This window comes from Streptomyces albiflavescens (genome assembly GCF_014645835.1).
Taxonomy (GTDB): domain Bacteria; phylum Actinomycetota; class Actinomycetes; order Streptomycetales; family Streptomycetaceae; genus Streptomyces; species Streptomyces albiflavescens.
In genome coordinates, this window is the sequence record NZ_BMMM01000024.1 from 17,158 (window position 1) to 40,988 (window position 23,831).

The following is a 23,831-nucleotide window of genomic DNA, read 5'->3' on the forward strand; positions in this document are numbered from 1 at the left end:
CCGCTCCTTGGAGTTCCTTGAGAGTCATGGCGAGTCCGTGTCCACGCGCGCGTGCCCCCGGAAATCCTGTTGTCCAGGACCTGGGGGACCAACCGACCGACTAAGGAGCGTTGAGCGTGGCGACATTGGCACGGTGGTGCTATCGGCACCGGCTGGTGGTCCTGTTGCTGTGGGTGGCGGCATTGTTCGGACTGGGCTTCGCGGCGTCCACCGCGGGCACGGATTACGCGAATGTCTTCTCCCTTCCGAATACGGACTCCAAGCGCGCGTACGACCTGATGGAGAAGGCGTTCCCGGACAGCGCGGGCGACACCGACACAGTGGTGTGGAAGGTCGACGAGGGGACGGTCAGGGACCAGTCCGTACGGTCCCGGATCCAGCCCGCGCTCGACGAGATCGGGAAGATGAAGGGCGTCGGTGACGTCGCCGGCCCGTACTCGGGCGAGCGAGGCGCGGCGCAGATCAGCGAGAACGGCAAGATCGCGTACGCCCAGATCACCTTCGCGGAGCAGGCGAACGCCGTACCCAAGGAACTGGTGCAGGACGTCGTCGACACCGCACAGAACGCCGAACGCGGCGGTCTGCACGTCGAACTGGGCGGTCAGGCGATCCAGCGGGTGCAGGAACCGCCCACCGGACTCGCCGAAATGGTCGGCATCGTGGCCGCGGCCGTCGTCCTGTTCCTCGCCTTCGGCTCGCTGTTCGCGATGCTGCTGCCGATCGCCATCGCCCTCTTCGGGGTCGGCACCGGCCTGTTCTCCACCCAGCTGCTCAGCCACGCCACCGACATCCCCGACCTGGCCCCGCTGCTCGCCACCCTCATCGGGCTCGGCGTGGGCATCGACTACGCGCTCTTCATCGTGACCCGGCACCGGCGCGGCATCCTGCGCGGCATGAAACCGGAGGATTCGGCGGTCACCGCCCTCAACACCTCCGGCCGTGCGGTGCTGTTCGCGGGCGGCACGGTGTGCATCGCGCTCGCCGGGATGCTGGTGACGAACCTGCGGTTCCTGGACGGTGTGGTCATCGGCACCTCGCTCACCGTCGTCTTCAGCGTGCTCGCGGCGGTCACCCTGCTGCCGGCGCTGCTCGGCGTGCTCGGCACCCGGGTGCTCAGCCGCCGCCAGCGGCGCAAGCTGGAGGCTGGGGGCACCGCCCGGTCGAGCGAAGCCGAGAGTGGGGAAGGGCCCGAGCCGGAGCGGGCGAGCGGTGCAGCGGCGCGCTGGTCCGCGAACGTCCAGCGGCGCCCTCGTACGATCGCCACCCTGGCCGTGGTGGTCATGGCCGTCCTCGCGCTGCCCGTGCTGTCACTGCGCCTGGGCGCCACCGACCAGGGCAACGACGATGCCTCGACGACGACCAGGAAGGCGTACGACCTGCTCGCCGAGGGATTCGGGCCCGGTTTCAACGGCCCCTTGCAGGTGGTCGTGTCGAGCGGCGACACGGGCGCCCTGGTGAAGGACATCGGCGACACCGCCGGAGTCGCCCGGGTCGCCGCGCTGCCGCCCGCACAGGGCGTGACGGTGATCCAGGTCGTGCCCACGACCTCACCGCAGTCGGAGAAGACCGACCAGCTCATCGACACGCTACGGGACCGGGTGATCCCCGACACGGGGGCTCAGGCCCACGTCGGTGGCGTGACGGCCGTCTCCAAGGACTTCGCCTCCATCACCGGTGACCGGCTGCCCCTCTTCATCGCCACGATCATCGGTCTCGGCTTCCTGCTCCTGCTGGTCGCCTTCCGCTCCCTCGTGGTGCCGCTGACGGCCGCGCTGATGAACCTGATCGCCGCGGCTGCCTCCTTCGGCGTCCTCACCGCGATCTTCCAGTGGGGCTGGGGCCTCGACCTGCTCGGCCTCGGCAAGGAGGGACCGATCAACGCCTTCCTGCCCGTCATCATGCTGTCCCTTCTCTTCGGCCTCTCCATGGACTACCAGGTGTTCCTGGTGAGCCGGATGCACGAGGAATGGGTGCACACGAAGGACAACGCGCGCGCGGTGCGGGTCGGGCTGGCCGAGACGAGCCGCGTCATCAACAGCGCGGCGCTCATCATGGTCTGCGTCTTCCTGGCCTTCGTCCTGAGCGGCGACTCGGGGGCCGCGATGGCGGGCGTGGGCCTCGCGGCGGCCGTCGCCCTCGACGCCTTCATTCTCCGTACGGCCCTGGTGCCGGCCGCGATGCATCTGCTCGGCAAGGCCAACTGGTGGCTGCCGGCAGGGCTGGAGAAGCGGCTGCCGCATCTGGCGGTGGAGCCGGCGGAGGAGTCTCTGGAGGAGCCTTCCGCGGAGGGCGGAGCCTCGGTGGTCCACGGTTTCATCCGCACGGCCGACGGCGACCCGGTCGACGGTGCGGTGGTGACCCTCCTGTCGAAGGGCGGGCGCCAACTGGACCGTGTCATCTCGCTGGCGGACGGCTCGTACATCGTGTCGGTGCCCGCGTCGGGTACGTACCTCCTGGCGGCAACGGCCGCGTCGTACGGGGCCCGCGCACGGCACGTGGTCGTGGACGACGGGCCGCTGGTGTACGACGTGGAGTTGGCGGAGGGGGAGGTCGACGCGGTGAACTGACGCGCTCACCGTCGCTCGTCGTCCACTGAGGCTCGGCGCTCACCGAGTCTCCCAGGGGGCCCGTTTCCTGAACGGGCCCCTACGACGAGCCCTTCTTGGCCGGATCGGGCAGGACCTTGGTCATCCCCGGCAGGAAGTCCGTGAACAGCTCGTGCACCTCGTGGACGAGGGGCCGCAGAACGCGGAAGCGGGCCAGCACCACGCCTCGCGCGGTCAGCCGGGCCCCGCGCTCGGCGAGCCGGTAGCTGCGCTCGCGCCCCTCGGTCCGGTCGAACACCCAGTACAGGACGAGCCCCATCTGGGAGAGCCACATCAATTCGGGCAACGCGTCCCGGAGTTCCTCCGGCACCTTGGTCTTCGCCCCGGCCAGCACCTCCCGGTGGACGCTGATGGCCTCCACGCGCGCGTGCTCCGACTCGGGGGAGAAGGGGCTGAGCGGGCTGTCCGGGTCGGCGGCGTTCTTGAAGAACTGCACCGCGAACTCGTGGTACGGGGTGGCGATGTCCAGCCACGCCTTCAGCACCCCGCCGAGCCGGGCCTCCAGATCCGTCTCGCGGTCCAGCACCTCTCGCACCGCCACCTGGTGCTCGGTGGCGATCCGGTCGTAGAAGCCCTGGATCAGGTGCTCCTTGCCGGCGAAGTAGTAGTACGCGTTGCCGACGGAGACCCCGGCCTCCTTGGCGATGGCCCGCATGGTCGTCTTGTCGTACCCCCGCTCCTGGAACAGCCGCATCGCCGTCTCCAGGATCAAGGCACGGGTCTGCTCGCTCTTGGCGGGCGTCTTTCCGGGACCTTGTTCGGGGGCCTCGTCGGAGCCGGAGCTGTCCTGACCGGGGCTGTCTGTTGGTGCTGGCACGGGGACGAGCCTAACGAGTGGAACCGGTGGAGCAGTTGCCGCTGTCGCAGGGGGGAGCTTCGTACGTCCATCCCGCGCTCGGGTCGTAACGCCACCCATCTCCCCACTGGTAGGAGCCGCCACCCCACTGGTCGGTGGCGTGGGCCTGCCGCCACTTGGCGGCGGCGAGCGTCGCGCCCTTCGCGAGACGGGCACCCGCCGGGGTGCTCAGCCGATGGGCGAGTGGCCGGTGCTCGCGCAACGCCCACAGGGTGACGACCCAGGCGGCGGCGCCCTGGTAGACCTGCCCGCCGTCCCCCACGACGGTGATCTCGCCGAGGGTGGCCCGGTGATCGAGCCCCGGGAAGCGGCGCCGGGCCTCGTCGGATCCGGCCGGCACGAGCCGGAGCGGCACCAACTGCCGCTGCTTGCCCAGCCAGTCGCTCAGGAAGGTGCACAGCGAGCACTGCGCGTCGTACAGAACGGTGAGCCCGAGAACCGGGACGCGGTCGGCGTCCCGGTCCCGTGCGGCCGCGAAGCCGGGCATCGAGGTCACGCCCCGGCCGTCGGCGCGATCCAGTCCGTCGGCGCGAGGGGCGGCACCTGCTCCCGCTCCATCACTCCCCGCCGCCGGATCTTGTTGAGCACGTACACGTTCCCCAGGTGCATGACCCCGAGTACGAGCAGCACCACCCCGAGCTTGGTCGACAGGGCCTCGAAGATCCCGCGGGCGTTTTCGATCTCGGTGTCCTGGTTCAGATAGAGCGCGACGAAGCCCAGGTTGACGAGGTAGAAGCCCACCACCAGCAGGTGGTTGACGGCGTCGGCGAGCTTCTCGTTGCCGTGCAGCACATCGGCCAGGAAGATCCGCCCGTTGTGGCTCAGCGTGCGCGCCACCCAGATGGTCAGCGCGATGCTGACCACGAGATAGATGACGTACGCGACGACTGTGAGGTCCATGTCCCCACCCCTTCTTGAACGCGTTCAAAACGCTGTCGAGAAAGAATGTAGACCTGTTTTTGAACATGTTCAAGTCGAGGCTGCGGTCACCGCTGACGGCCGAGTTCGGGCCGCTTGCAGTAGTCCGTGAGGCCGATGACGTTGCCCCAGGGGTCGGCGATCTCGACGGTCCATCCGGTGGCCACCGGGAAGGGGGCGTCGAGCGGCTGAATGCCGACCGACGCGAGGGCGACCGCCGCGGCCCGGGCGTCCCGCACCTCCAGCCACACCCGCGGCGAGGCCCATACCGGCGGCCGGTGCCTCAACTCCCCGTCCAGTTGCAAGAGCACGCCGGGCGTCTCCTTGCCCACACTCAGCAGCGCGATCCCGGCCTCGTCGAGCCGAAACGCGACCGGGAACCCGGCCCGCTCGTAGAACGCCAGGGCCTCGCCGAGGTCCCCGACGGGCAGCAGAACGTTGTCGAATCCGAGCAGCTCGTATGACACGTCATCTGACATGCCATCAGATTAGGTGCGTCCCGGGATGGGGCGAGGCGGGACTGACCGCAGGCCGAACACGTGATCACCCGTTGAGGTGAAGCGCCTGCGTCTGCTGGAGAGCAGCTTTCTGGAGCAGGCCCCGGACCATCTCGACGGCATGCGGGAATTGACGATCAAACCGGACGCCAAGAACCGGCCTGAGCCGGATGTGCCGGTCTTCCGGGTGGGGGCGAACACAGGCCCCGACCAGACCTGGTACGAGCCCGAGGGCATCGTCCTGGGCGCCGGTTCACAGCCATCCGCGGCGTGCCGCCTGCCAGGCGAGTTGCATACGGGTCGTCGCGCCGGCGTGCTCCATCATGCTCTGGATACGGCGCTGGACGGTCCGTCGGCTCAGCCCCATCTGTGAGGCGATCGCTTTGTCGGCGACTCCCGCCACCAGCAGGGACAGCAGCTTGTGGTCGGTGGGGGAGAGGGAGTTGGCCCCACCGATGCCGTCGGTGCCCGAGACCGCGCCGGCGTCGTCGACGTGCAGGGGGACGGCGTCCTCCCAGTAGCGCTCGAACAGGGCGATCAGGGCGGCGAGCAGATTGCTGTCCCTGACCAGCGCGGTGGTGGGCTCCTCCGGGCTGCCGTGGGGTCCGCCGGCCACGAGGGGGAAAATGGCGACGGAACGGTCGGCGATCGCCAGGCGCAGCGGCAAGTGCGGTACGGCGCGGGCGACCTCGCCCGCCCGGACGCCCGCAACGACGTTGTCCACGGCACCCTCGTCGTCGAAGAACGCCTTCTCGTACAGCACCCGGTACCGGACGCCCCGGGTCAGTGCCTGGAACTCCTCGGCGTTGCTGCCCGACGGCATGGCCACGTATTGGGCCTTGCAGAACCACAGCATCTCGTCCTGTGTGCTGGTCTGGATCTGCCGGAGGTGCTGGCGCAGGGCTTCGGCCCCGGTGATGACCTCCAGCAACTGGCCGGCGTCGTGCCGGCGCATCGTCTCCCGGTAGGACTCGACCAGCCGAGTGGCCTCGACCCGGGCCAGGTCCAGTGCGTCGGCGCTGCGCCTCAGCCGGGGCAGCAGCGCCACGTCCGGGGGAACCGCCCGGAACACCCGGGGGGTCGCGTCTGTATGGCTGGCGAGGCCCTTGGACGTCAGTGACGTCAGGATCCGCTCGGCCTCCAGCTCCGTCAGACCGGCCCGTTCGACGAGGTCCGCCGTCGTCGCGCGGCCGGACGCCACGAGCAGCCCATAGACGGACTCCTCCTCGGGAGAGACTCCCGCGGCCTCCAGCATCACGAATGTCCCTCCTCGACCCCTGGATTCAATGATTGAACTTGACGGTTGAATACCGTACTACACCAGGGGGAGGAGCCGGGGGGCGTACGGCGAGCCGTACGCCCCCCGGCGGGGCGCTACGGGTGCAGAGCGTAGGCGCGCTGCACGGTCTGCCGGACCGAGTTGCCGGCCGCGTCACGAGCCGTGACGCGGAGGGTCACCCAGGAGTCGGGTCGGCTCCGCGACGGTCCGTCGATCCCGGCGCGGAAGGCGTTGTGACCGCGGTCGGTCACCTCCGCCCGGTGCCAGGTGCGACCGTCGTCGTAGGAGGCCTCGACGCGGACCGTCACCCCGCGTGGAACGGACAGCCCGTCCTGGAGGCGGACCCGGACACCGATGGTGTGTGCACGCCCGGCGCGTATCGCGTTGCGCGCGTCGACCGGTACGTCGTAGTCGAGCTGAAGCAGCGACAACGGCGTGGCGGTGTCCGTTCGGCCCGAGGGGAAGGACCAGGAGGTGCTGGTGGCGACGCCCGACTTCCAGTCCTGCGTATTCCGCGAGGTCGTCAGATCCAGCCGGTACTGGGCCCGGTCGGCGGGAACCTCCACGTCCGACCAGGCGCCGTCCATCTCCTCGATCTTCTGGCCGTCGCGATACAGGACGGCGCCCGTGGCGTCACCGGCGGGGACCACGGCGGACGTGCCGACACCGCCGCCGCCGTCGCCGGGCACGGCCCGCGACCAGTGCCCGGCCTGCGAGTCCGTGAACTCCGGGATGCGCAGTCGCAGCACGTTGCCGTCGCGCACCGTCGCGGTGGCGGTGCCGGCCGGAATCGACGGCCGTACGACAGCGCCCTGCCAGGTCTCGTGCGGCTGCGCACCGGGTCGGTAGGTCCGCGGGTTGTCGCGCATGCCGACGGTGAGCGGCATGTCGACGTCGAACGTCGTGGTGTGGTGCACCAGGTGCTGCCACATGGTGTCACCGGCACTGACGTACTCGGTCCGGGCGAAACCGGTCGGCACGAACCGGGTGTACTGGAGCCAGGCCGTGTCCTGGTACGGCCGCCAGCCGAAGCGCTGCTCGCTCGCCCAGCCGGTGCCACCGTTGTCGGCGTACGTGCTCGGGACGACCGCGCTGTTGCGGTCGGACACGGTGTGCACGACATGCCGGGGGATCTGCTGTGCGGACACCTGCATCACGTCGTACAGGTACGGGCTGCGGGCGGTGCCGGAGAACTTCACCGTGGTGGTGCGGCCGGCGAGGCGTGCCAGCAGTTCGGCTCCGGCCTGGGCGCCGATCCTCACGGTCGGCACGGCCCAGCGCTCACCCTGCGGGCTCCAGCGGGTCCATGCGATGTCGCCGAAGTGGACGAGCATGACGGCGCGCACGCCTGCCGCGGCCGCCCGTGCGGCGAGGTCCTTCTCGTCGGCGCCGGTCGGGTCGTTGACGACCGCGAGCCGGCCGCGGGCGTGCCGGAAGTCGGGGGCGGCGGCATCACCGGCGTCGACCGCGGTCAGGGTGGCCCCGCGGTCCCCGAAGAGCGGTGAGTCGGGCATGTAGTAGGCGTTGAGATCCAGGTCGGCGCCGGGCACCCGGGTTTGCAGGAGCGGGGCCACGAGCTGCCAGCGCGAGGCGAACTCGAAGGATCCCTCGGTGACCTTGGCCGTGGGACTCACCAACAGACGCTTGGCGACGTCGAAGTACATGGTGCCCTGGAGCAGGCTGTGGCCGTCGAGCTTCCGGTACATCTGGTAGTTGAGGACACCGCGCTGTTCCGCGGGCCGGGGCGTGCGGATGTCCACCGGGACCGTCTTGCGGGCGTCGAGGGTGACGGTCGTGTCCTTGGTGACCTTCACCTCGGGCAGCACCACCTCGCGCAGTTCCTGCCCGTCGCCGACCGTGTCCAGCCAGCTGGTGTTCACCTGGTAGACGCCCTCCTCGACCTCGGCGACGGCCGGTTCGGTGCTCGTGTAGCCCACGAACCCGTCGGCTCCCCAGATGGTCGGCAGGGCCGGGACCGGATTGCCGTCCTTGTCGATCGTCTTCACCGTGATCCGGTGGGTCGGCCCGTGCACCACGAGGCTGAGCGTGGTGTGCACACTGGTCTTCCCGTCCACCGACGCGGCCGTCACATAGCCGTAGAACTTGCCCCTCCCGGCACGGGCCGGGTCGACGGTCACCGGGACCTCCGCCGTCGCTCCGGCCGGGACGCGCACCGACCCGGAGCCGAGGCGCACCGTGCCGTCGGCGGGCGTCTTGCCGCCCGCGGTGGCCAGCTTGACGGTGAGCGCGAGGGTGAGGTCCTGGTCGGAGGTGTTCGTGTACCGCAGCTTCGACGTGCCGTCGGTATCTGCACCGGCACCGGTCGAGAACGGGCCGAGGGCGAGGGTGCCGGTGGCGGTGACCGTCCCCAGGGCCGCGGCGCGCACGTCGATCCGGCCGCCACCCTGCTCGGTGACCTCCTGACCCGGAACCGTACGTGCCGTGCTGACCAGTGCGTCCTTCAACTGCGCGGCGGACCAGTCGGGGTGGCGCTGGGCGAGCAGAGCGGCGGCACCCGCCACATGCGGGGTCGCCATGGACGTGCCGGAGGCGGCGACGTAGTGCTCGTCCACCGGATCGCCCATCGTGGTCCCGGCCGCGCGGGCCGCCACGATACCGACACCGGGTGCCGTCACATCGGGCTTGACCGCATCGTCGCCGAGGCGTGGTCCGCGGCTGGAGAACGGGGCGAGCGAGTCGTCCCGGTCGACGGCTCCGACCGTGAGCGCGGCGTCCGCCGCCCCCGGCGAGCCGACCGTGCTCGCACCCTGCTGCCCGCTGTTGCCCGCCGCCACGACGAACAGGGTGCCGGTGGTCCGGCTCAGGTCGTTCAGCGCCTCGCTCATGGGATCGGTGCCGTCGGAGGGTTCCTCGGAACCCAGGCTCATGTTGACCACCTTGGCTCCCTGCGAGGCCGCCCACTCCATGCCGGCGATCACCTGCGAGGCGCTGCCGTAGCCGTCGTCGCCGAGGACCTTGCCGACGAGCAGCTCCGCGGCGGGTGCGACTCCCTTGCGGCTGCCGCCGGACGCGGCGCCGCTGCCACCGACGATGGAGGAGACGTGGGTTCCGTGCCCGAAGACGTCCCCGGTACCGGAACTGTTGGAGAAGTCCCTGGCCTCGGCGACCCGCCCGGCCAGGTCGGGGTGGGTCTGGTCCACGCCGGTGTCCAGAACGGCGACCTTCACCCCGTCGCCCCGGTATCCGGCCTGCCACACGTCCGGGGCACCGATCTGTGCCGTGCTGCGGTCGAGGGACGCGCCTACCCGGCCGTCCAGCCACACCCGCGGGGTGGCGGCGACCTCGGTCGCCCTCAACTGCCCGTCGGAGGGGACCAGTTCCTTCCAGAACCGGCCGAGGTCGGTGTCGGACACGCGCATCGCCCGTGCGTCGATGCTGGCGAGCCTGCGGACGGGGGACTCCTTCGCCGCCAGAGCGGTGAGGTCCTTGACGGCAGCTGCCGCCACCCCGTCCGCCCGGCCCACGATGAGCGGCAGCGCATCGGTGTGGTCCTCGTCGTACTTCTGCGCGACGAGCGCCGTCACGTCGAACAACTGCCGGTCGAGGCGGCCGGACGCGACCAGGGCTCCGGCGTCGGACGGAAGCACCGTCAGATGCCCGTCCTGCTCTTGGGTCCGGAAGAGGACACCCCGTCGCCCGTCGCCAGGGGTGACGGAGGCGATCTGCCGGCCGTTCGCGGCCCTGGTGACCGTCACGCTGTCACCGGTGATCAGTCGCACCGTCGCCGTGGCGTCGGCCGCAGTGCTCGCAACGGCGCCTCCACGCGGGCCACTTGCGCCCGCGGACACAGGCGCCACCGCTCCGGCAGCCAGCGCCAAGCCTGTCGATATCGCCGCCACTAGGCGGATCCGTCTCATCAGTCCTGTGCCTTCCCTCGGCCCGCAGTGTGGTGTGCATGCGCTGGAAAGAATCAGCTGGAGGCGGACGAGGTGTCACTCGATTCCGGTGGCACAGGTGGGACATGTCGCAACGGTGACACCGCTCGGTGCCAGGAGGCCGGGAGGCGTCCACGGCAACCTCAGGCCGGCTCCGGCCGGGATTTCGCGAGCCGTACCACGGAACGCCCTGCTCGGCCATGAGGAACGTCGGCCGCCGCCACCGTGGCCCGGCCGATGCCGACGTGCACCGGAACAACACGGTGTGAATGCCGCCGGGCGGGGCCGCCGATCGCAGCCCCGCCCGGTTCGTGCTCCTCGGCGACGTCAGCGCAGGCCGAACGCCCGGTTGATCGTCTGGGAGACAGCGTTGCCGGCGTTGTCCCGGGCGGTCACCCGGAGGGTGGCGAAGTCCGCCGACTTCGGGGCGCGCAGGCTCGTCCGCCATCCGTCGCCGGCGCGGGTCAGGTCGCCCCGGAGCCAGGTCTTGCCGTCGTCGTACGAGACCTCGAAGGAGGGCTTGGCGATGGCTGCGGTGGTACCCGGCAGGTGCGAGGCGGTCACCGTCAGGTCGGCATGTCGATCGGCCCGGCCGGCCTTGTCGGTGTCGACGCCGTAGTCGAGTTGGATCAGCGGGAGGGACTGCGTCGACTCGGTCCCGGTGGCCGTGGAGGTGAAGTCCCACTCGGTCAGCGTGTGTGTCGAGTACGGGTTGGCCCAGGCACCTCGGTCGTTGTCGAGGACCAGCCGGTAGGGCAGCCGCTCCGCGGGGAGCGCGGGAACCTGCAGCCACTCGGCGTTGCCCCAGTCGAGCTGTTGGTCGCCCTGGTACAGCGACATCCAGTCCTTGACGTCGAAGTTGGCCCCGGCTTCACCCACATGGCCGGCGCCGGAGTCACCCCAGCCGGGCGCGGTGATGTACATCGTGTCGAGGTAGCGCACCGGCTGGTAGCCCATCGGGCCCATCCGGGGCCGCTGGATCGGCCCGAACCAGCTGACCTTGCCGGTCTTCCGTGCCGGGTAGCGGAGGACGCCGATCGAGTGCTGCCCGGTCTCGCCCTGGATGAAGGCGTCGTCCAGCCAGGTGGCGGCGGAGGTGACCCAGTCGGTCCGCTCACCCTGGGCGGGAGTGGTGAGCTGGTTGCCGACGGCCCAGCCGCGCCAGACGTCGGGGCGGAACTCCATCGCCTTGCCCTGCCGGTAGTTGCGGAACGAGACGTCCACCCTGCCCAGGTCCTTCGGCTCCTCCCGCCAGGTGGGATCCGCCGGGACGGCGCCGGACCAGTGATGCACCACGTCGTAGACGTAGTCGGTGGTGGGGCGCGAGGTGACCTTCAGCTTGACCGCTCCGTGCCGGAGCGCTCCGATCAGGTCGGCGCCCTGGTCGGTGTTGAGGGTTGCCACCGTCAGCGGGGCCGGGCTCTCCGGGCTCCAGGGAGTCTCGTCCCAGGGCTCCAGCCGGCCGTCGCCGTCGTTGACGACCACGAGCACCTGCGCGCCCGCGGCCGTGGCGGCCTCCGCCTGTGCCTTGATCCCGGCCGGGTCGCTGCCCCGGACCACGACGGCCTTGCCGCGCACGTTCTGCCGCGCGAACTCCTCGGCCGTGCCCTCGCCGGCGTAGACCGCCGTGAGCGTCCGGGTGCCGGCCGGCAGCGGCTCGGCCGCGCGCTTGACCAGCGGGTCGGCGTAGGTCTTCGAGGTCGTGCCCAGGGTCAGCGCCGGCTGCTCCAGGCGGAAGCGGGCGCCGAACTCGAACTCGCCGTCGGTGACCTTCTTGCCGGTCGGGAGCGCCCAGATGCTGTCGTAGGACGGGTTGGGCAGCATGGACGACTCGACCAGGCTGTCGGTGAACGACCGGTGGACGTCCAGGCGCGGTGCGACAGGGGTGGTCTGCTTCGGTACACGTGCCAGGATCTGCCGGGTCTTGCGGCCGTCCAGGGTGACGGTACGGTCCTGGTCCAGCTGCACGTCGTTGAAGGCGAGCAGTGCCATGCCCCGCGAGTGCGGCCCGTTGGCACCCCGCACGTCGGCGGTGAGCCAGCCACTGTAGCTGCCGACGGGCAGCCGTATCGTGCCGGTGCCGGACTCGTCGAGGTCGATCACCGTGAAGAGGTGCTCGGCGGTGAGGAGGACCCTGCCCGCCAGCGGATTGCCCGACCGGTCCTTCGCCACGACAGTCAGGTTCTGGCGCTGCCCCTCGCGGGCGCCGCCGATGAGGGTGCGGGCCCGTACCGTGCCGGCCTCGTCGGTCCCGGTGATCATGGCGCTGATCGGGTGGTCGGCCGTCAGCCGCTCCAGTTGCGTGGTCAGGTCGACCGAGGCGGTGCCGTGTGCGGGGACGGTGATCCGGTCGTCGGAGAGAGTGAACAGCCCTGCCGGGACGGTGCCGTCGACCGCCAGGCCGAGGCTGACCGGGGCGTCGCCGACATTGGTGTACGTCACCTTCCGGACATCGGTCTCGCCCGGCTTCGGTGGCCAGGTGTGGAAACCGGAGTAGGCGCTCGCGGTCGCGAAGACCGAGGCGTGCACCGCCGCCAGCGCGTCGAGCCGACCGGCGCCCGCCTGGTACGGCGTGTACGACGGAGTCGCCTTGGTACTGCTGACCAGCGCCTCCTTCAGCTGCGAACCCGTCCAGTCGGGGTGCTCGGAGGCGAGCAGCGCTGCGGCGCCGGCGACGTGCGGCGTCGCCATCGACGTGCCGCTCATCGTGGTGTAGTAGGCGGACCCCCGCTTGTAGTGCGAGCGCGCCGCGACGATGTCGACGCCGGGTGCGGTGAGTTCGGGCTTCAGCCCGGCATCGCCGTCACGCGGGCCCTGGCTGGAGAAGTCGGCCAGCTGGTCCGCGGAGTCGACGGCGCCGACGGTCAGCGCTGCGTCCGCGGCACCGGGGCTGCTGATGGCGTGCGGGCCGCCGTTGCCGGCCGCGACGACGAACAGCGCGCCGGTCTCCCGGCTGAGCGTGTCGACGGTCTGGCTCATCGGGTCGGTGGCGTCGCCGCCACCGCCCAGGCTCATGCTGATGATCCTGGCCCGCTGGTCCCGGGCGGCCCACTCCATGCCCGCGATGATCCAGGACTCCTGGCCCCTGCCCTCGGAGTCCAGCACCTTGCCGATGGCCAGCCGGGCACCGGAGGCGACGCCCCGCTCCTTGCCGTCCGAGGCGTCGCCGGTGCCGGCGATGGTCGAGGCGACGTGGGTGCCGTGACCGTTGTAGTCGGCGGTGTCCTCCTCGTAGGGGACGAAACTGGTGCTGGCGTCGACCTGGCCGGTCAGGTCCGGGTGTTCGGCGTCCACGCCGCTGTCGAGCACCGCGACCTTCACGCCCTTGCCGGAGTTCCCCTCCGCCCAGACCTGCTGCGCGCCGATCTGAGCGGTCGAGTCGGCCAGGTCGGCCTTCACCTTGCCGTCGAGCCAGACCTTGGCGATGCCTCCGGCGAAGGCCGGTTTCGCCGTCCGGGCCGCCGTGCCGGGACCGCCGGTGAGCGCGGACCAGAACGCCGGGGCCTGCTTACGGTTCTGTGCGAGGGCGGCACCCTGGATGCCGGCCAGCCGGCGGACGACGCTCGAACCGGCCACCTTCGGCAGGGTCCGGGACCTGGTGGCGGCGTCGGTGTAGCTCACGATGAGCGGCAACCGGGAGGCGTGAGCGTCGTCGTAGCCGTCGGCTATCAGCCGGGTCACGTTGAACAGCTGCTTGTCCAGCTTCCCGGCACCGACGTACGGCAGGACGGCGTCGGGATACACGTACGTCGCCCCGTCGATGACGGCACGGTGGAAGCCCGCAGTGGCTCCGTTCGCGGCTTCGAAGGACCGGACGACCGTGCCGTCGGCGGCGGTGCCGATCGTGACCTTGTCACCGGTGATCAGGGTGACGGTGTGTGTGCCGCTGTTGCCGGGTGACCGCTGTGCGGATCCGGCAGGCACGGGGGTGACCGGGTTCGCGGACGCAGCGGCGGTGGCCGGTACGACTCCGAGCACCAGGGCGGCGACCGCGCCGAGCGCGATCAACCTGGGTCTGGGAACGGGTATGTCGGGCAAGGAGGGCCTCCGGGGAAACCAGGAACGGGAGTTGACCTGGATCATGGAGGCGTCCTCGGCCTCCGGCAATGGATTCCCTCTGGCGCGGCTGCGTCATGGCACAACTGCGCTACCGCCGGGGCGGAGGCGGGACATGGCACTCGCGGCGTGCGTGCACAAGGATCAGTGCGGCACTTCTGGCGCGTCGAGCAGGACGACGACAAGGCCCCGGGACTCCGGCTTCCGCGCCGGGGTGACGCGGTGACCGATTGTCAGTGCCGGCTCGTACTGTCGTGGCATGGGAATGGTGACGTTCGTCGACGAGACGACCAGTGGGGACCGGGGCGCGGGCTGGGGGATCGAGATCGCCGAGGAGCGGCTCGCGTTGCGTGAGTTGATCCGGCGTCGGGTCTTCCAGGAGGTCGCCGAGTACAACGCGCGTACGCCGGGGGTGTTCCAGGGACTCGTGCAGCCCGAGGACACCGAGCGCGTACTGAACGGGTACGCATTGCGGACGCCGCGGCGGATAGATCCGGAGGTCCAGACCGAGCTGGCACTCAAGGCCTTCGCGGGGAATGGGTTCTTGGTGCTCGTGGGGGACCGTCAGGTGACGGACCTCGATGAGGAGATCGAGCTGGCGCTCGGCACCGAGGTCACCTTCCTGAAGCTCGTCGCGCTGGTGGGTGGCTGATGAACACGACCCCGAAATCACACACGCAGAAGGTCCGGAACCATGTCGCCGCGGGTGACATGGGGAAGCTCGCCGACCAAGTATTGAAGACCGCCGTCGCCAACCGTGGCTACTGGGGCGGCGGTTGGGTCGAGATCCTCGACACGCTGCGCGGCATGCCCACGGAGGAGCGCACGCGCCTGGCGGGCGCCCTCGCCGAGCGGTTCCACTCGGTCGGTGAGGACTCCGACGCCCGACGCAACGCGCTGACCCTGCTCGGCATCATCTCCCGCGATCTCCCCGACGACGTGCTCTCGGTGGAGCGGCTCAAGGAACTCGAGGGTCTCGGTCGCCGGCACTCCTTCTGGTACGCTGCGCGGCTCGACGTCCTGGCGGAGGCCGAGCTGACCGCCGGCCGTCCCCTCGCCCCCGCCGTGGTCGCCGTCTTCCGCCGCACCGCCATGGACGCCTACCGCGCCGACCCCCTCGCCGAGCTGGTGAAGAAGCTCACCGACCCCGTCCTCAACGTCGGCGAGGAGTGGGCCGAGCGCGCCATGGAGCAGATCACCGAGCCCGACGACCCGTGGCACGCCCTGCTCGCCCACGTCCTCACGGCCACCGCCTCCAAGCCCACCGCCAAGTGGGACAAGCAGGCCCGCGCTCTCATCGACACCCTCGGCGCCGACCGTGTCCGCGGGACCGTGCTCCCCTGGCTCGCCCTCGTCGGCCGTCCCCGGACCTTCCCGCTGGAGCGCCAGACGTACGAGCCGGACATCAACAACGCCTACGACCCCTACAACGCCAACGCCCTGCGCGGCCTCGCCTGGCTGCTCTCCCTCCTGCCGCCCCACCCCGACACGGCCCGAGCCCTTGGCGCACTCGTCGAAACCTCCCTCAAGAAGGTCGCCGGACTCGGCCCACGCAACCCCAAGGTGGCCAACGCCGGTGTGATCGCGCTCTCCCGCATCGACAGCGAGTCCGCTCTCGCCGAACTGGCCCGGCTGGCCACCCGGGTGACGTACAAGAACACGGCGAAGCTGCTCGACGGCGCGCTGGAGGCGCGGGCCACCGCGCTGGGACTCAGCCGCGAGGAGATCGAGGAGCTGGCCGTTCCCGCGTACGGTCTCACCGAGGTCGGCCGGGCCGCACACCGATACGGGGAGATCACCGCTCTGATCGACGTCCAGGGCCCCCGCGCGGTGATCGGCTGGCGCACCGCCGCCGGCAAGGCCGTCAAGAGCGTGCCCACCGCCGTGAAGCGGGACCACGCCGACGAGCTCAAGGAGCTGAAGGCGGCGGTCAAGGACATCGACAAGATGTTGTCGGCGCAGACGGAGCGGCTCGACCGGCAGTTCCTCGCCCGGCGCACCTGGGCATACGGCGCCTGGCGCGAGCGCTACCTCGACCACCCGCTGGTGGGCACCCTCGCCCGCCGCCTGCTCTGGGCCGTCGACGGCACGCCCGTCGGCTTCGCGGACGGCGAGCTGCGCACTCTCACCGACGAGCCCGTGACCGGAGGCTCCGAAGTCGCACTCTGGCACCCCGTCGGCCGCGAGCCCGCCGAGGTCGTCGCCTGGCGGGACTGGCTGGAGCGGCACGCGATCACCCAGCCCTTCAAGCAGGCCCACCGCGAGGTGTACCTGCTCACGGACGCCGAGCGCACCACGGGCACGTACTCGAACCGTTTCGCGGCGCACATCCTGCGCCAGCACCAGTTCAACTCCCTGGCGGCGATCAGGGGGTGGCGCAACAAGCTCCGCCTCTGCGTCGATGACGAGGCCCCACCGGCCACCCGCGAGCTGCCCCAGTGGGGCCTGCGTGCCGAGTACTGGATCGAGGGCGACGGCGAGGAGTACGGCGAGGACACCACCGAGTCCGGCAGCTACCTGCGGCTGCGCACCGACCAGGTCCGCTTCTATCCGATCGACGCCCCGGAGAACTCGGCGCACTGCTGCGGCGGCGAGTACCGCATGTGGCTGCGCGACGGCGAGGGTCCGGTCGAGCCTCTGCCCCTCACCGACATCCCGCCCCTCGTCCTCTCCGAAGTCCTGCGCGACGTCGACCTCTTCGTGGGCGTCGCGAGCGTCGGCAACGACCCCACCTGGCAGGACGGCGGCCCCGGCGGCCGCTTCCAGGAGTACTGGAGGTCGTACGGCTTCGGCGAACTGAACCAGAGCGCGGAGACCCGCCGCGTTCTGCTGGAGCGCTTGATCCCGCGCCTGGCGATAGCCGACCGCTGCACCCTCGAAGCCCGCTTCCTCCACGTCAAGGGCGACCGCCACACGTACAAGATCCACCTGGGCTCGGGCAACATCCTGATGAGCCCTAACGACCAGTACCTGTGCATCGTCCCGAAGGCGAGCGACACAGCCTCGGGGACGGGCTATCTGCCCTTCGAGGGCGACCGGACGCTGGCGGTGATCCTGAGCAAGGCGATGATGCTGGCGGACGACCTGAGGATCACGGATCCTACGATCCTGAGCCAGTTGTGACCCACGGGGTTTCGTGGGCTGCCCGCCGACGGACCTGTCGTGAAGGTTTCCACTCCAGGGCGCGCACAGCATGTACGCGACGAGGGCCCCGCTCCCGGGAGTTCCGGCAGCGGGGCCCTCGTGAGGGACCGTCAGGTCAGAAGCGGCGCGTGATCAGCGCCCGCTTCACCTCCTGGATCGCCTTCGTGACCTCGATGCCGCGCGGGCAGGCGTCCGTGCAGTTGAAGGTCGTGCGGCAGCGCCACACGCCGTCCTTGTCGTTGAGGATCTCGAGGCGCTGCTCGCCCGCTTCGTCACGCGAATCGAAGATGAAGCGGTGGGCGTTGACGATGGCGGCCGGGCCGAAGTACTGGCCGTCGTTCCAGAAGACCGGGCACGAGGACGTGCAGGCCGCGCAGAGGATGCACTTCGTCGTGTCGTCGAAGCGCTCGCGGTCCTCGGCCGACTGGAGGCGTTCCCGCGTGGGCTCGTTCGTGTCCTTCGTGATGAGGAAGGGCATCACGTCGCGGTACGCCTGGAAGAACGGCTCCATGTCGACGACCAGGTCCTTGAGGACCGTCAGGCCCTTGATGGGCTCGACCGTGATCGGCTTCTCGGGGCTGAGGTCCTTGATCAGCGTCTTGCAGGCCAGACGGTTCTTGCCGTTGATCCGCATGGCGTCCGAGCCGCAGATGCCGTGCGCGCAGGAGCGGCGGAAGGTCAGGGTGCCGTCCTGGTCCCACTTGATCTTGTGGAGGGCGTCGAGGACACGCTCCTTGGGGTCGATCTCCAGCTGGAAGTCTTCCCAGGCCGCCTCCGCCGAGACTTCGGAGTTGAAGCGGCGGATGCGGAAGGTGACCGTGATGTAGGGGGAGTCGGCGAAACCGGGCTCCGGCTGGCCGGCCGCCTCCGCCTTGTCCATAACAGGGGTAGCCATCAGTACTTACGCTCCATCGGCTGGTAGCGGGTCTGGACGACCGGCTTGTAGTCGAGACGGATGGACTCGGTGCCGTCGTCGCCGACCTCGCGGTACGCCATGGTGTGGCGCATGAAGTTGACGTCGTCCCGGTTCGGGTAGTCCTCGCGGTAGTGACCGCCGCGCGACTCCTTGCGGGCCAGCGCGGAGACGGCCATGACCTCGGCCAGGTCGAGCAGGTTGCCCAGCTCGATGGCCTCCAGCAGGTCGGTGTTGAACCGCTTGCCCTTGTCCTGGATCGAGACGTTCCTGTAGCGCTCGCGGAGTTCCGCGATCTTCTCCACGGCCGTCTTGATCGTCTGCTCGGTGCGGAACACCATCACGTTGGCGTCCATGCACTCCTGCAGTTCCCGACGGATGTCGGCGACCCGCTCGGTGCCCGTGGAGCTGCGCAGCCGCTCGACCTGCGACACGACCTGGGAGGCCGGGTCCTCGGGCAGCTCGACGTACTCGGCCTTCGCCGAGTACTCGGCGGCCGCGATGCCCGCACGACGTCCGAAGACGTTGATGTCCAGGAGGGAGTTCGTGCCCAGGCGGTTGGCGCCGTGGACCGACACGCAGGCGACCTCACCGGCGGCGTACAGGCCCGGGACGACGGTGGTGTTGTCCGACAGGACCTCACCCTCGACGTTCGTCGGGATGCCGCCCATCGCGTAGTGCGCGGTGGGCTGGATCGGGATCGGGTCCGTGTAGGGCTCGATGCCGAGGTAGGTGCGCGCGAACTCCGTGATGTCGGGCAGCTTGGCGTCCAGCTGCTCCGGCGGGAGGTGCGTGAGGTCGAGGTAGACGTGGTCGCCCTCGGGACCGCAGCCCCGGCCCTCGCGGATCTCCGTGTAGATGGAGCGCGAGACGACGTCACGGGACGCGAGGTCCTTCATGACCGGCGCGTACTTCTCCATGAAGCGCTCGCCGTCCTTGTTGCGGAGGATGCCGCCCTCACCACGGGCGCCCTCCGTCAGCAGGATGCCCATGCGCCAGATGCCGGTCGGGTGGAACTGGAAGAACTCCATGTCCTCCAGCGGCAGCCCGCGACGGTAGACCGCCGCCTGGCCGTCACCCGTCAGCGTGTGCGCGTTGGACGTCACCTTGAAGAACTTGCCGGTGCCGCCGGACGCGTAGATCACGGCCTTCGCCTGGAAGACGTGGATCTCGCCGGTCGCGAGCTCGTAGGCGACGACGCCCGCCGAGCGCTTGACGCCGTCGACCTCGGTGATCAGCTGGTCGAGGACGTAGAACTCGTTGAAGAACTCCACACCCTCCTTGACGCAGTTCTGGTACAGCGTCTGGAGGATCATGTGGCCGGTGCGGTCCGCGGCGTAGCAGGACCGGCGGACCGGGGCCTCGCCGTGGTTGCGGGAGTGACCGCCGAAGCGGCGCTGGTCGATCGTCCCGTCGGGCGTCCGGTTGAAGGGCAGGCCCATCTTCTCCAGGTCGAGGACCGAGTCGATGGCCTCCTTCGCGAGGATCTCGGCGGCGTCCTGGTCGACCAGGTAGTCACCGCCCTTGACGGTGTCGAAGGTGTGCCACTCCCAGTTGTCCTCCTCCACGTTGGCCAGCGCGGCGGCCATGCCGCCCTGCGCGGCGCCCGTGTGGGAGCGGGTGGGGTAGAGCTTCGTCAGCACGGCGGTGCGGCTGCGCTTCGTCGCCTCGATGGCGGCGCGCATGCCGGCGCCACCGGCGCCGACGATGACGGTGTCGTACTTGTGGATCTTCATGAGTGGTTGCCTCAGCCCCGTGCCTAGCGGATGTTCGGGTCGAAGGTGAAGATCACCAGCGTGCCCAGCAGAATCGTGAACACCGTGGCGGTGTACAGCAGGCCCTTCAGCCACAGGCGCGTGTCGGCGCGCTCCGCGTAGTCGTTGATGACGGTACGCAGGCCGTTGGCGCCGTGCAGCATGGCGAGCCACAGCATGGCCAGGTCCCAGACCTGCCACCAGGGGTTCGCCCAGCGGCCGGCCACGAAGGCGAAGCCGATCTTGGAGACGCCGCCGTCGAGGACGAGCTGGATGAGCAGGTGCCCGATGACCAGGACGACCAGGACGATGCCGGACAGGCGCATGAACAGCCAGCCGTACATCTCGAAGTTGCCGCGGGTCGACTTCGGGGTCTTCTTGGTGCGCTTGCGCGGGGCCTCGATGAGGGGCGCCGGGTTGTCGACGCTGTACGCCGAGAACGCGTCCGCGCCCTCGACGGGGCCGATGCCGGAAGCGGCGGTTTCAGTGGTGGACATCTGCGTCAGCTCCCGAAGACTTCGCGGAATGCGTGACCGAGGACGGGGTACAGGGCCCCGGCCATCAGCACGACCCAGATACCGACGACGGACCAGAGCATCTGCTTCTGGTAGCGCGGGCCCTTCGACCAGAAGTCGACGGCGATGACTCGCAGGCCGTTGAGCGCGTGGAAGAGGATGGCGGCGACGAGGCCGTACTCCAGCAGCGCGACGATCGGCGTCTTGTACGTGGACACGACCCTGTCGTAGTCCTCGGGGGAGACACGGACGAGAGCGGTGTCCAGCACGTGTACGAACAGGAAGAAGAAGATGAGGACGCCGGTGACTCGGTGAGCCACCCAGGACCACATTCCTTCCCGGCCGCGGTACAGCGTTCCAGCCGGCACGGAAGAACCCTCCGGGAGCGGGGATTGGGGCCTGCCGGCTTCTGTGTCGGTCGGCCCGGCCGGGTACGGTCCACCGGCCCTGGCCATCGTAGCGACGTGTTGTCGGAACGCTTACAGCGGCCCTGTCTATGTGATCAAACTGGCAATCAATCAGGCACGTTCGGGCTATTAACGGGTGAGGTGGGTGAGCTGGGGGCTGTCTGTCGGGTGCGGGTTGTTCGTGGTAGCTCCCGTCCGCGTGGCGGAGCCGCACAGGGCGCAGCAGCCCTGTACCCCTAAAAGGGGCGCTCGGGTACAGATGGCCCGATAGAGTGCCGTACCAGGCGGCTCAGACGGCCCTTCGCCAGGCGGCGCAGCTCGTCCGCCGTGATGACCCGTTCCTCCTCCGGATCGTTTGTCAACCGTGATCGGATGGCGGCGAGTACCTGGTCGAGGGCCTCCTCGGGGGTCGCGTCGTCCAGACAGATCACGAACACATGTCCGAAGCGACTCTCGTACGCGGCCTGCGCGGCGCTCAGTGCGGTGTGGGCGGCGGAGTATGTGCCGTCCGGGAGCAGCGTGAGCGACTCGCCGGCCAGCGCCTCGGCGATGTCGGCGGGCGTCAGGTCGTACGCCGCCTCGTCGGCCGCGGCGAGCAGCGCGTCCAGGTTCGGGTAGGGCCGGTGGTCGGCCAGGCGGTGGGCCCAGCGCAGGCTGCGGCAGCAGGTCAGGAGGGCGTGCTCGACCGCGTCGACGGGCGCGGAGTTGAACCGCTCCAGGCGGGCCGGGGACGGCGCCGCGCTCTTCTGCTCGGGGAGGGCGACCTGGCCGGGGAGGCGTGGGGGACGGTGCGAAGGCAGCGTGGGTCCTCGGCGGTGGGATGGAAGTGGGGCGACATTGGATCCGGAGATCCGGCGCTCCGGAGATCCGCATCCCATGACGCCCGTGGACGTCACGTGTGTGTCGGCAGGGGAAGAAGTGAGATTTGTTCCGCTCACGCTATCGAGAAGTGTCAGCAGCTGTCCGATGGATGCCTGAAATTTCACCCGTACGGGAGAGTTTCGAAACACGGGGTGGACTGCGGCCGCTGGGGAGTGGGTGGGGGCTTAGGTTCACTTAAGAGGTGTACGACGTCTACGACGGGGAGTGGACCTTGGCGGCCGAAGCGAAGGGCGTGATGCGGTGAGCACGGGCAGGCGGCGGGCGCCGGCGCGGAGCAGGAAGCGGCCGACGCTGATCGCGGCGGGCGTGGTGGCGGCCGGTGCCGTCGCGGCGACCGTCGCGCTGTGGCCCTCCGGCAGCGACGGTGTGCCCACCGGGGCGAGCGTGCCGTCGGCCGCCGGGTCCGCGGCTTCGCCCACGACCCCGGCCAGGGCCACGCCCTCTCCCTCGCCGACCCGGACGTACCCGCTGTCCCGGACTCCGCGCACCATCCCGGCCGTACGCGAGCACACGCCGGCCCGCGGCCCCGGCTGGCGCCCCGCCACCGGGGCCCGCGTCGTAGTGGGCGACGCCGGGCTCGCCGACGAGGGAAAGCTGCTCGCGGGGGAGCTCAAGCTGACGTACGCGGGGAAGTCGGGTGCCAGGGACGGCGATGTCGAGCTGGGTCTGGACAAGGGGTCCGCGGGCCCGGAGTCGTACACCCTGACCGTCAAGGACCGGCGGGTCACCATCACCGCCCCCACCGACACCGGCGTCTTCTACGGCACGCGCACTCTCAAGCAGGAGGTGCACGGCGGCGGTACGGCGTCCGAGGGTGTCGTACGCGACCGGCCCGCGAAGCCGCAGCGCGGGTTCATGCTCGACATCGCGCGCAAGCACTTCACGGCGGCCTGGATCGAGGACCGGGTCCGGGAGCTGGGCGACCTGAAGTTCAACCAGCTCGGGCTGCACTTCTCCGACGACCAGGGCTTCCGCATCCAGTCGGACACGCACCCCGAGATCGTGTCGAAGGAGCACCTCAGCAAGAAGGAGGTGCGCAGCATCATCGACCTGGCGGCGAGTCGGCACATCACCGTCGTCCCCGAGATCGACTCACCCGGCCATCTGGGCGCCGTCCTCGACGCGCATCCCGACCTTCAGCTGCGCAACATCAACGGGGTCCCCACGCGGGGTGCCGTCGACATCTCCAAGCCCGCCGCGGCGGCCCTGATCGACGAACTGCTGAATGAGTACGCGGGTCTCTTCCCCGGCGCGTACTGGCATATCGGCGGCGACGAGTACCAGGCGCTGACCGTGTCGAACCCGGCGGCGTCGTACCCGCAGTTGGCCGCCGCTGCCACGAAGGCGTACGGCCCCGGGGCGAGCGTCGCCGACCTGGCGACCGGTTGGCTGAACGACCGGGCCCGCGTCGTGCTCGGGCACAACCGGACCCCGCGGGCCTGGAACGACGGGTTCTTCCGCGGAGGCACGGTCCAGGTGAACGGTGACGTGCAGGTGGCGTACTGGACCGGCAAGGAGATCGGGGCGCGGCCGCCGCTCGAATACCTGAGCGCGGGGCGCAAGCTCATCAACTACAACGACGAGTTCCTCTATTACGTGCTCGGCCAGCCGCAGACCTTCGTCTACCCGACCGGGCAGCGCATCTACGAGCAGTGGACCCCGCTCGTGGTGCGGGGCACGACGGCGGTGCCCGCCAAGTACGACGGGCAGATCCTCGGCGGCGTCTTCGCGGTGTGGTGCGATCGCTCGGCCGCGCAGACCCAGGACCAGGTGGCGGCGGGAATCAGGATGCCGCTGCGCGCGATGGTTCAGAAACTGTGGGATCCGCGCACACCGACGCTGTCCTGGGCCGACTTCAAGGCGCTGGCGGACCGTCTGGGCTGACTTCGGGAGGTCGGCGGACCGTCCGGGCGCGGCGCGCTCGGCGCCGCGCCCGCGTCCAAGAGGCCCGGCGGACCGTCCGGGCTCGCGCGGTTGGACGTACGGCGCGGGCGGTTGGACGTACAGGCGCGGGCGGTTGGACGTACGGGCGCGGTGAACCGTATCTTCCGCGTATTCGTGTGCCGGGCGTGCCCCTGGGGAGGGGGGCGCCCGGCTTCCTGTGCCGG

At 70.1% G+C, this 23,831-nt stretch carries 16 protein-coding genes; 4 read left to right on the forward strand and 12 right to left on the reverse strand.

Annotated features, from left to right (window positions below; translation table 11 throughout):
* Positions 1–125: 125 nt before the first annotated feature.
* Complete coding sequence (locus tag IEY95_RS42355) at positions 126–2,567, forward strand: MMPL family transporter (RefSeq protein ID WP_189191690.1); 2,442 nt, start codon at positions 126–128, stop codon at positions 2,565–2,567.
* A gap of 79 nt (positions 2,568–2,646) precedes the next feature.
* Here the strand turns inward: IEY95_RS42355 and IEY95_RS42360 are convergent, their stop codons facing one another.
* The 7 genes from IEY95_RS42360 to IEY95_RS42390 form a co-directional block, all read right to left on the reverse strand.
* Positions 2,647–3,318, reverse strand: coding sequence for a TetR/AcrR family transcriptional regulator (locus IEY95_RS42360; RefSeq protein ID WP_229703745.1), 672 nt, complete (start codon positions 3,316–3,318; stop codon positions 2,647–2,649).
* A 115-nt stretch (positions 3,319–3,433) separates the two neighbouring features.
* Complete coding sequence (locus tag IEY95_RS42365) at positions 3,434–3,949, reverse strand: thiol-disulfide oxidoreductase DCC family protein (RefSeq protein WP_189191691.1); 516 nt, start codon at positions 3,947–3,949, stop codon at positions 3,434–3,436.
* A 5-nt stretch (positions 3,950–3,954) separates the two neighbouring features.
* On the reverse strand, positions 3,955–4,362 hold the full coding sequence (locus IEY95_RS42370; RefSeq protein ID WP_189191603.1) for a hypothetical protein: 408 nt from the start codon (positions 4,360–4,362) through the stop codon (positions 3,955–3,957).
* An 86-nt stretch (positions 4,363–4,448) separates the two neighbouring features.
* Positions 4,449–4,859 carry a VOC family protein gene (locus tag IEY95_RS42375; protein ID WP_189191604.1) on the reverse strand — a complete coding sequence of 137 codons (411 nt, stop codon included), beginning with the start codon at positions 4,857–4,859 and terminating at the stop codon, positions 4,449–4,451.
* A 271-nt stretch (positions 4,860–5,130) separates the two neighbouring features.
* Entirely contained in the window at positions 5,131–6,135 is a 1,005-nt protein-coding gene (locus tag IEY95_RS42380; RefSeq protein ID WP_229703730.1) for a helix-turn-helix domain-containing protein, read from the reverse strand.
* Positions 6,136–6,251: 116 nt separating this feature from the next.
* On the reverse strand, positions 6,252–10,034 hold the full coding sequence (locus IEY95_RS42385) for a S8 family serine peptidase (RefSeq protein WP_189191605.1): 3,783 nt from the start codon (positions 10,032–10,034) through the stop codon (positions 6,252–6,254).
* Positions 10,035–10,379: 345 nt separating this feature from the next.
* Entirely contained in the window at positions 10,380–14,090 is a 3,711-nt protein-coding gene (locus IEY95_RS42390; RefSeq protein ID WP_189191606.1) for a S8 family serine peptidase, read from the reverse strand.
* Positions 14,091–14,367: 277 nt separating this feature from the next.
* Here IEY95_RS42390 and IEY95_RS42395 point away from each other — a divergent pair, with 277 nt between their 5' ends.
* Both IEY95_RS42395 and IEY95_RS42400 read left to right on the forward strand, forming a co-directional pair.
* Positions 14,368–14,760 carry a hypothetical protein gene (locus IEY95_RS42395; protein WP_189191607.1) on the forward strand — a complete coding sequence of 131 codons (393 nt, stop codon included), beginning with the start codon at positions 14,368–14,370 and terminating at the stop codon, positions 14,758–14,760.
* Complete coding sequence (locus IEY95_RS42400; protein WP_189191608.1) at positions 14,760–17,231, forward strand: DUF4132 domain-containing protein; 2,472 nt, start codon at positions 14,760–14,762, stop codon at positions 17,229–17,231. The genes IEY95_RS42395 and IEY95_RS42400 overlap by 1 nt, the downstream gene beginning before the upstream one ends.
* A gap of 136 nt (positions 17,232–17,367) precedes the next feature.
* On the opposite strand, the gene IEY95_RS42405 is transcribed toward IEY95_RS42400, so the two are convergent.
* From IEY95_RS42405 to IEY95_RS42425, 5 genes are all read right to left on the reverse strand, one after another.
* Positions 17,368–18,147, reverse strand: coding sequence for a succinate dehydrogenase iron-sulfur subunit (locus IEY95_RS42405; RefSeq protein WP_189191609.1), 780 nt, complete (start codon positions 18,145–18,147; stop codon positions 17,368–17,370).
* Positions 18,147–19,901, reverse strand: coding sequence for a succinate dehydrogenase flavoprotein subunit (sdhA, locus tag IEY95_RS42410; RefSeq protein ID WP_189191610.1), 1,755 nt, complete (start codon positions 19,899–19,901; stop codon positions 18,147–18,149). Before sdhA ends, IEY95_RS42405 begins: the two co-directional genes overlap by 1 nt.
* A 23-nt stretch (positions 19,902–19,924) precedes the next feature.
* Positions 19,925–20,416: a succinate dehydrogenase hydrophobic membrane anchor subunit gene (locus IEY95_RS42415; protein ID WP_189191611.1), complete on the reverse strand. Its 492-nt coding sequence runs from the start codon at positions 20,414–20,416 to the stop codon at positions 19,925–19,927.
* A 5-nt stretch (positions 20,417–20,421) separates the two neighbouring features.
* Positions 20,422–20,802, reverse strand: a complete 381-nt coding sequence (gene sdhC, locus IEY95_RS42420; protein ID WP_148010139.1) for a succinate dehydrogenase, cytochrome b556 subunit — start codon at positions 20,800–20,802, stop codon at positions 20,422–20,424.
* A 275-nt stretch (positions 20,803–21,077) separates the two neighbouring features.
* Complete coding sequence (locus IEY95_RS42425; protein WP_373294661.1) at positions 21,078–21,737, reverse strand: 2-oxo-4-hydroxy-4-carboxy-5-ureidoimidazoline decarboxylase; 660 nt, start codon at positions 21,735–21,737, stop codon at positions 21,078–21,080.
* Between the two features lie 226 nt (positions 21,738–21,963).
* Here IEY95_RS42425 and IEY95_RS42430 point away from each other — a divergent pair, with 226 nt between their 5' ends.
* The gene (locus IEY95_RS42430) at positions 21,964–23,607 is read left to right on the forward strand and encodes a beta-N-acetylhexosaminidase (protein WP_229703731.1); all 1,644 of its coding nucleotides are present in this window, start codon (positions 21,964–21,966) and stop codon (positions 23,605–23,607) included.
* The last annotated feature ends 224 nt before the right edge of the window (positions 23,608–23,831 follow it).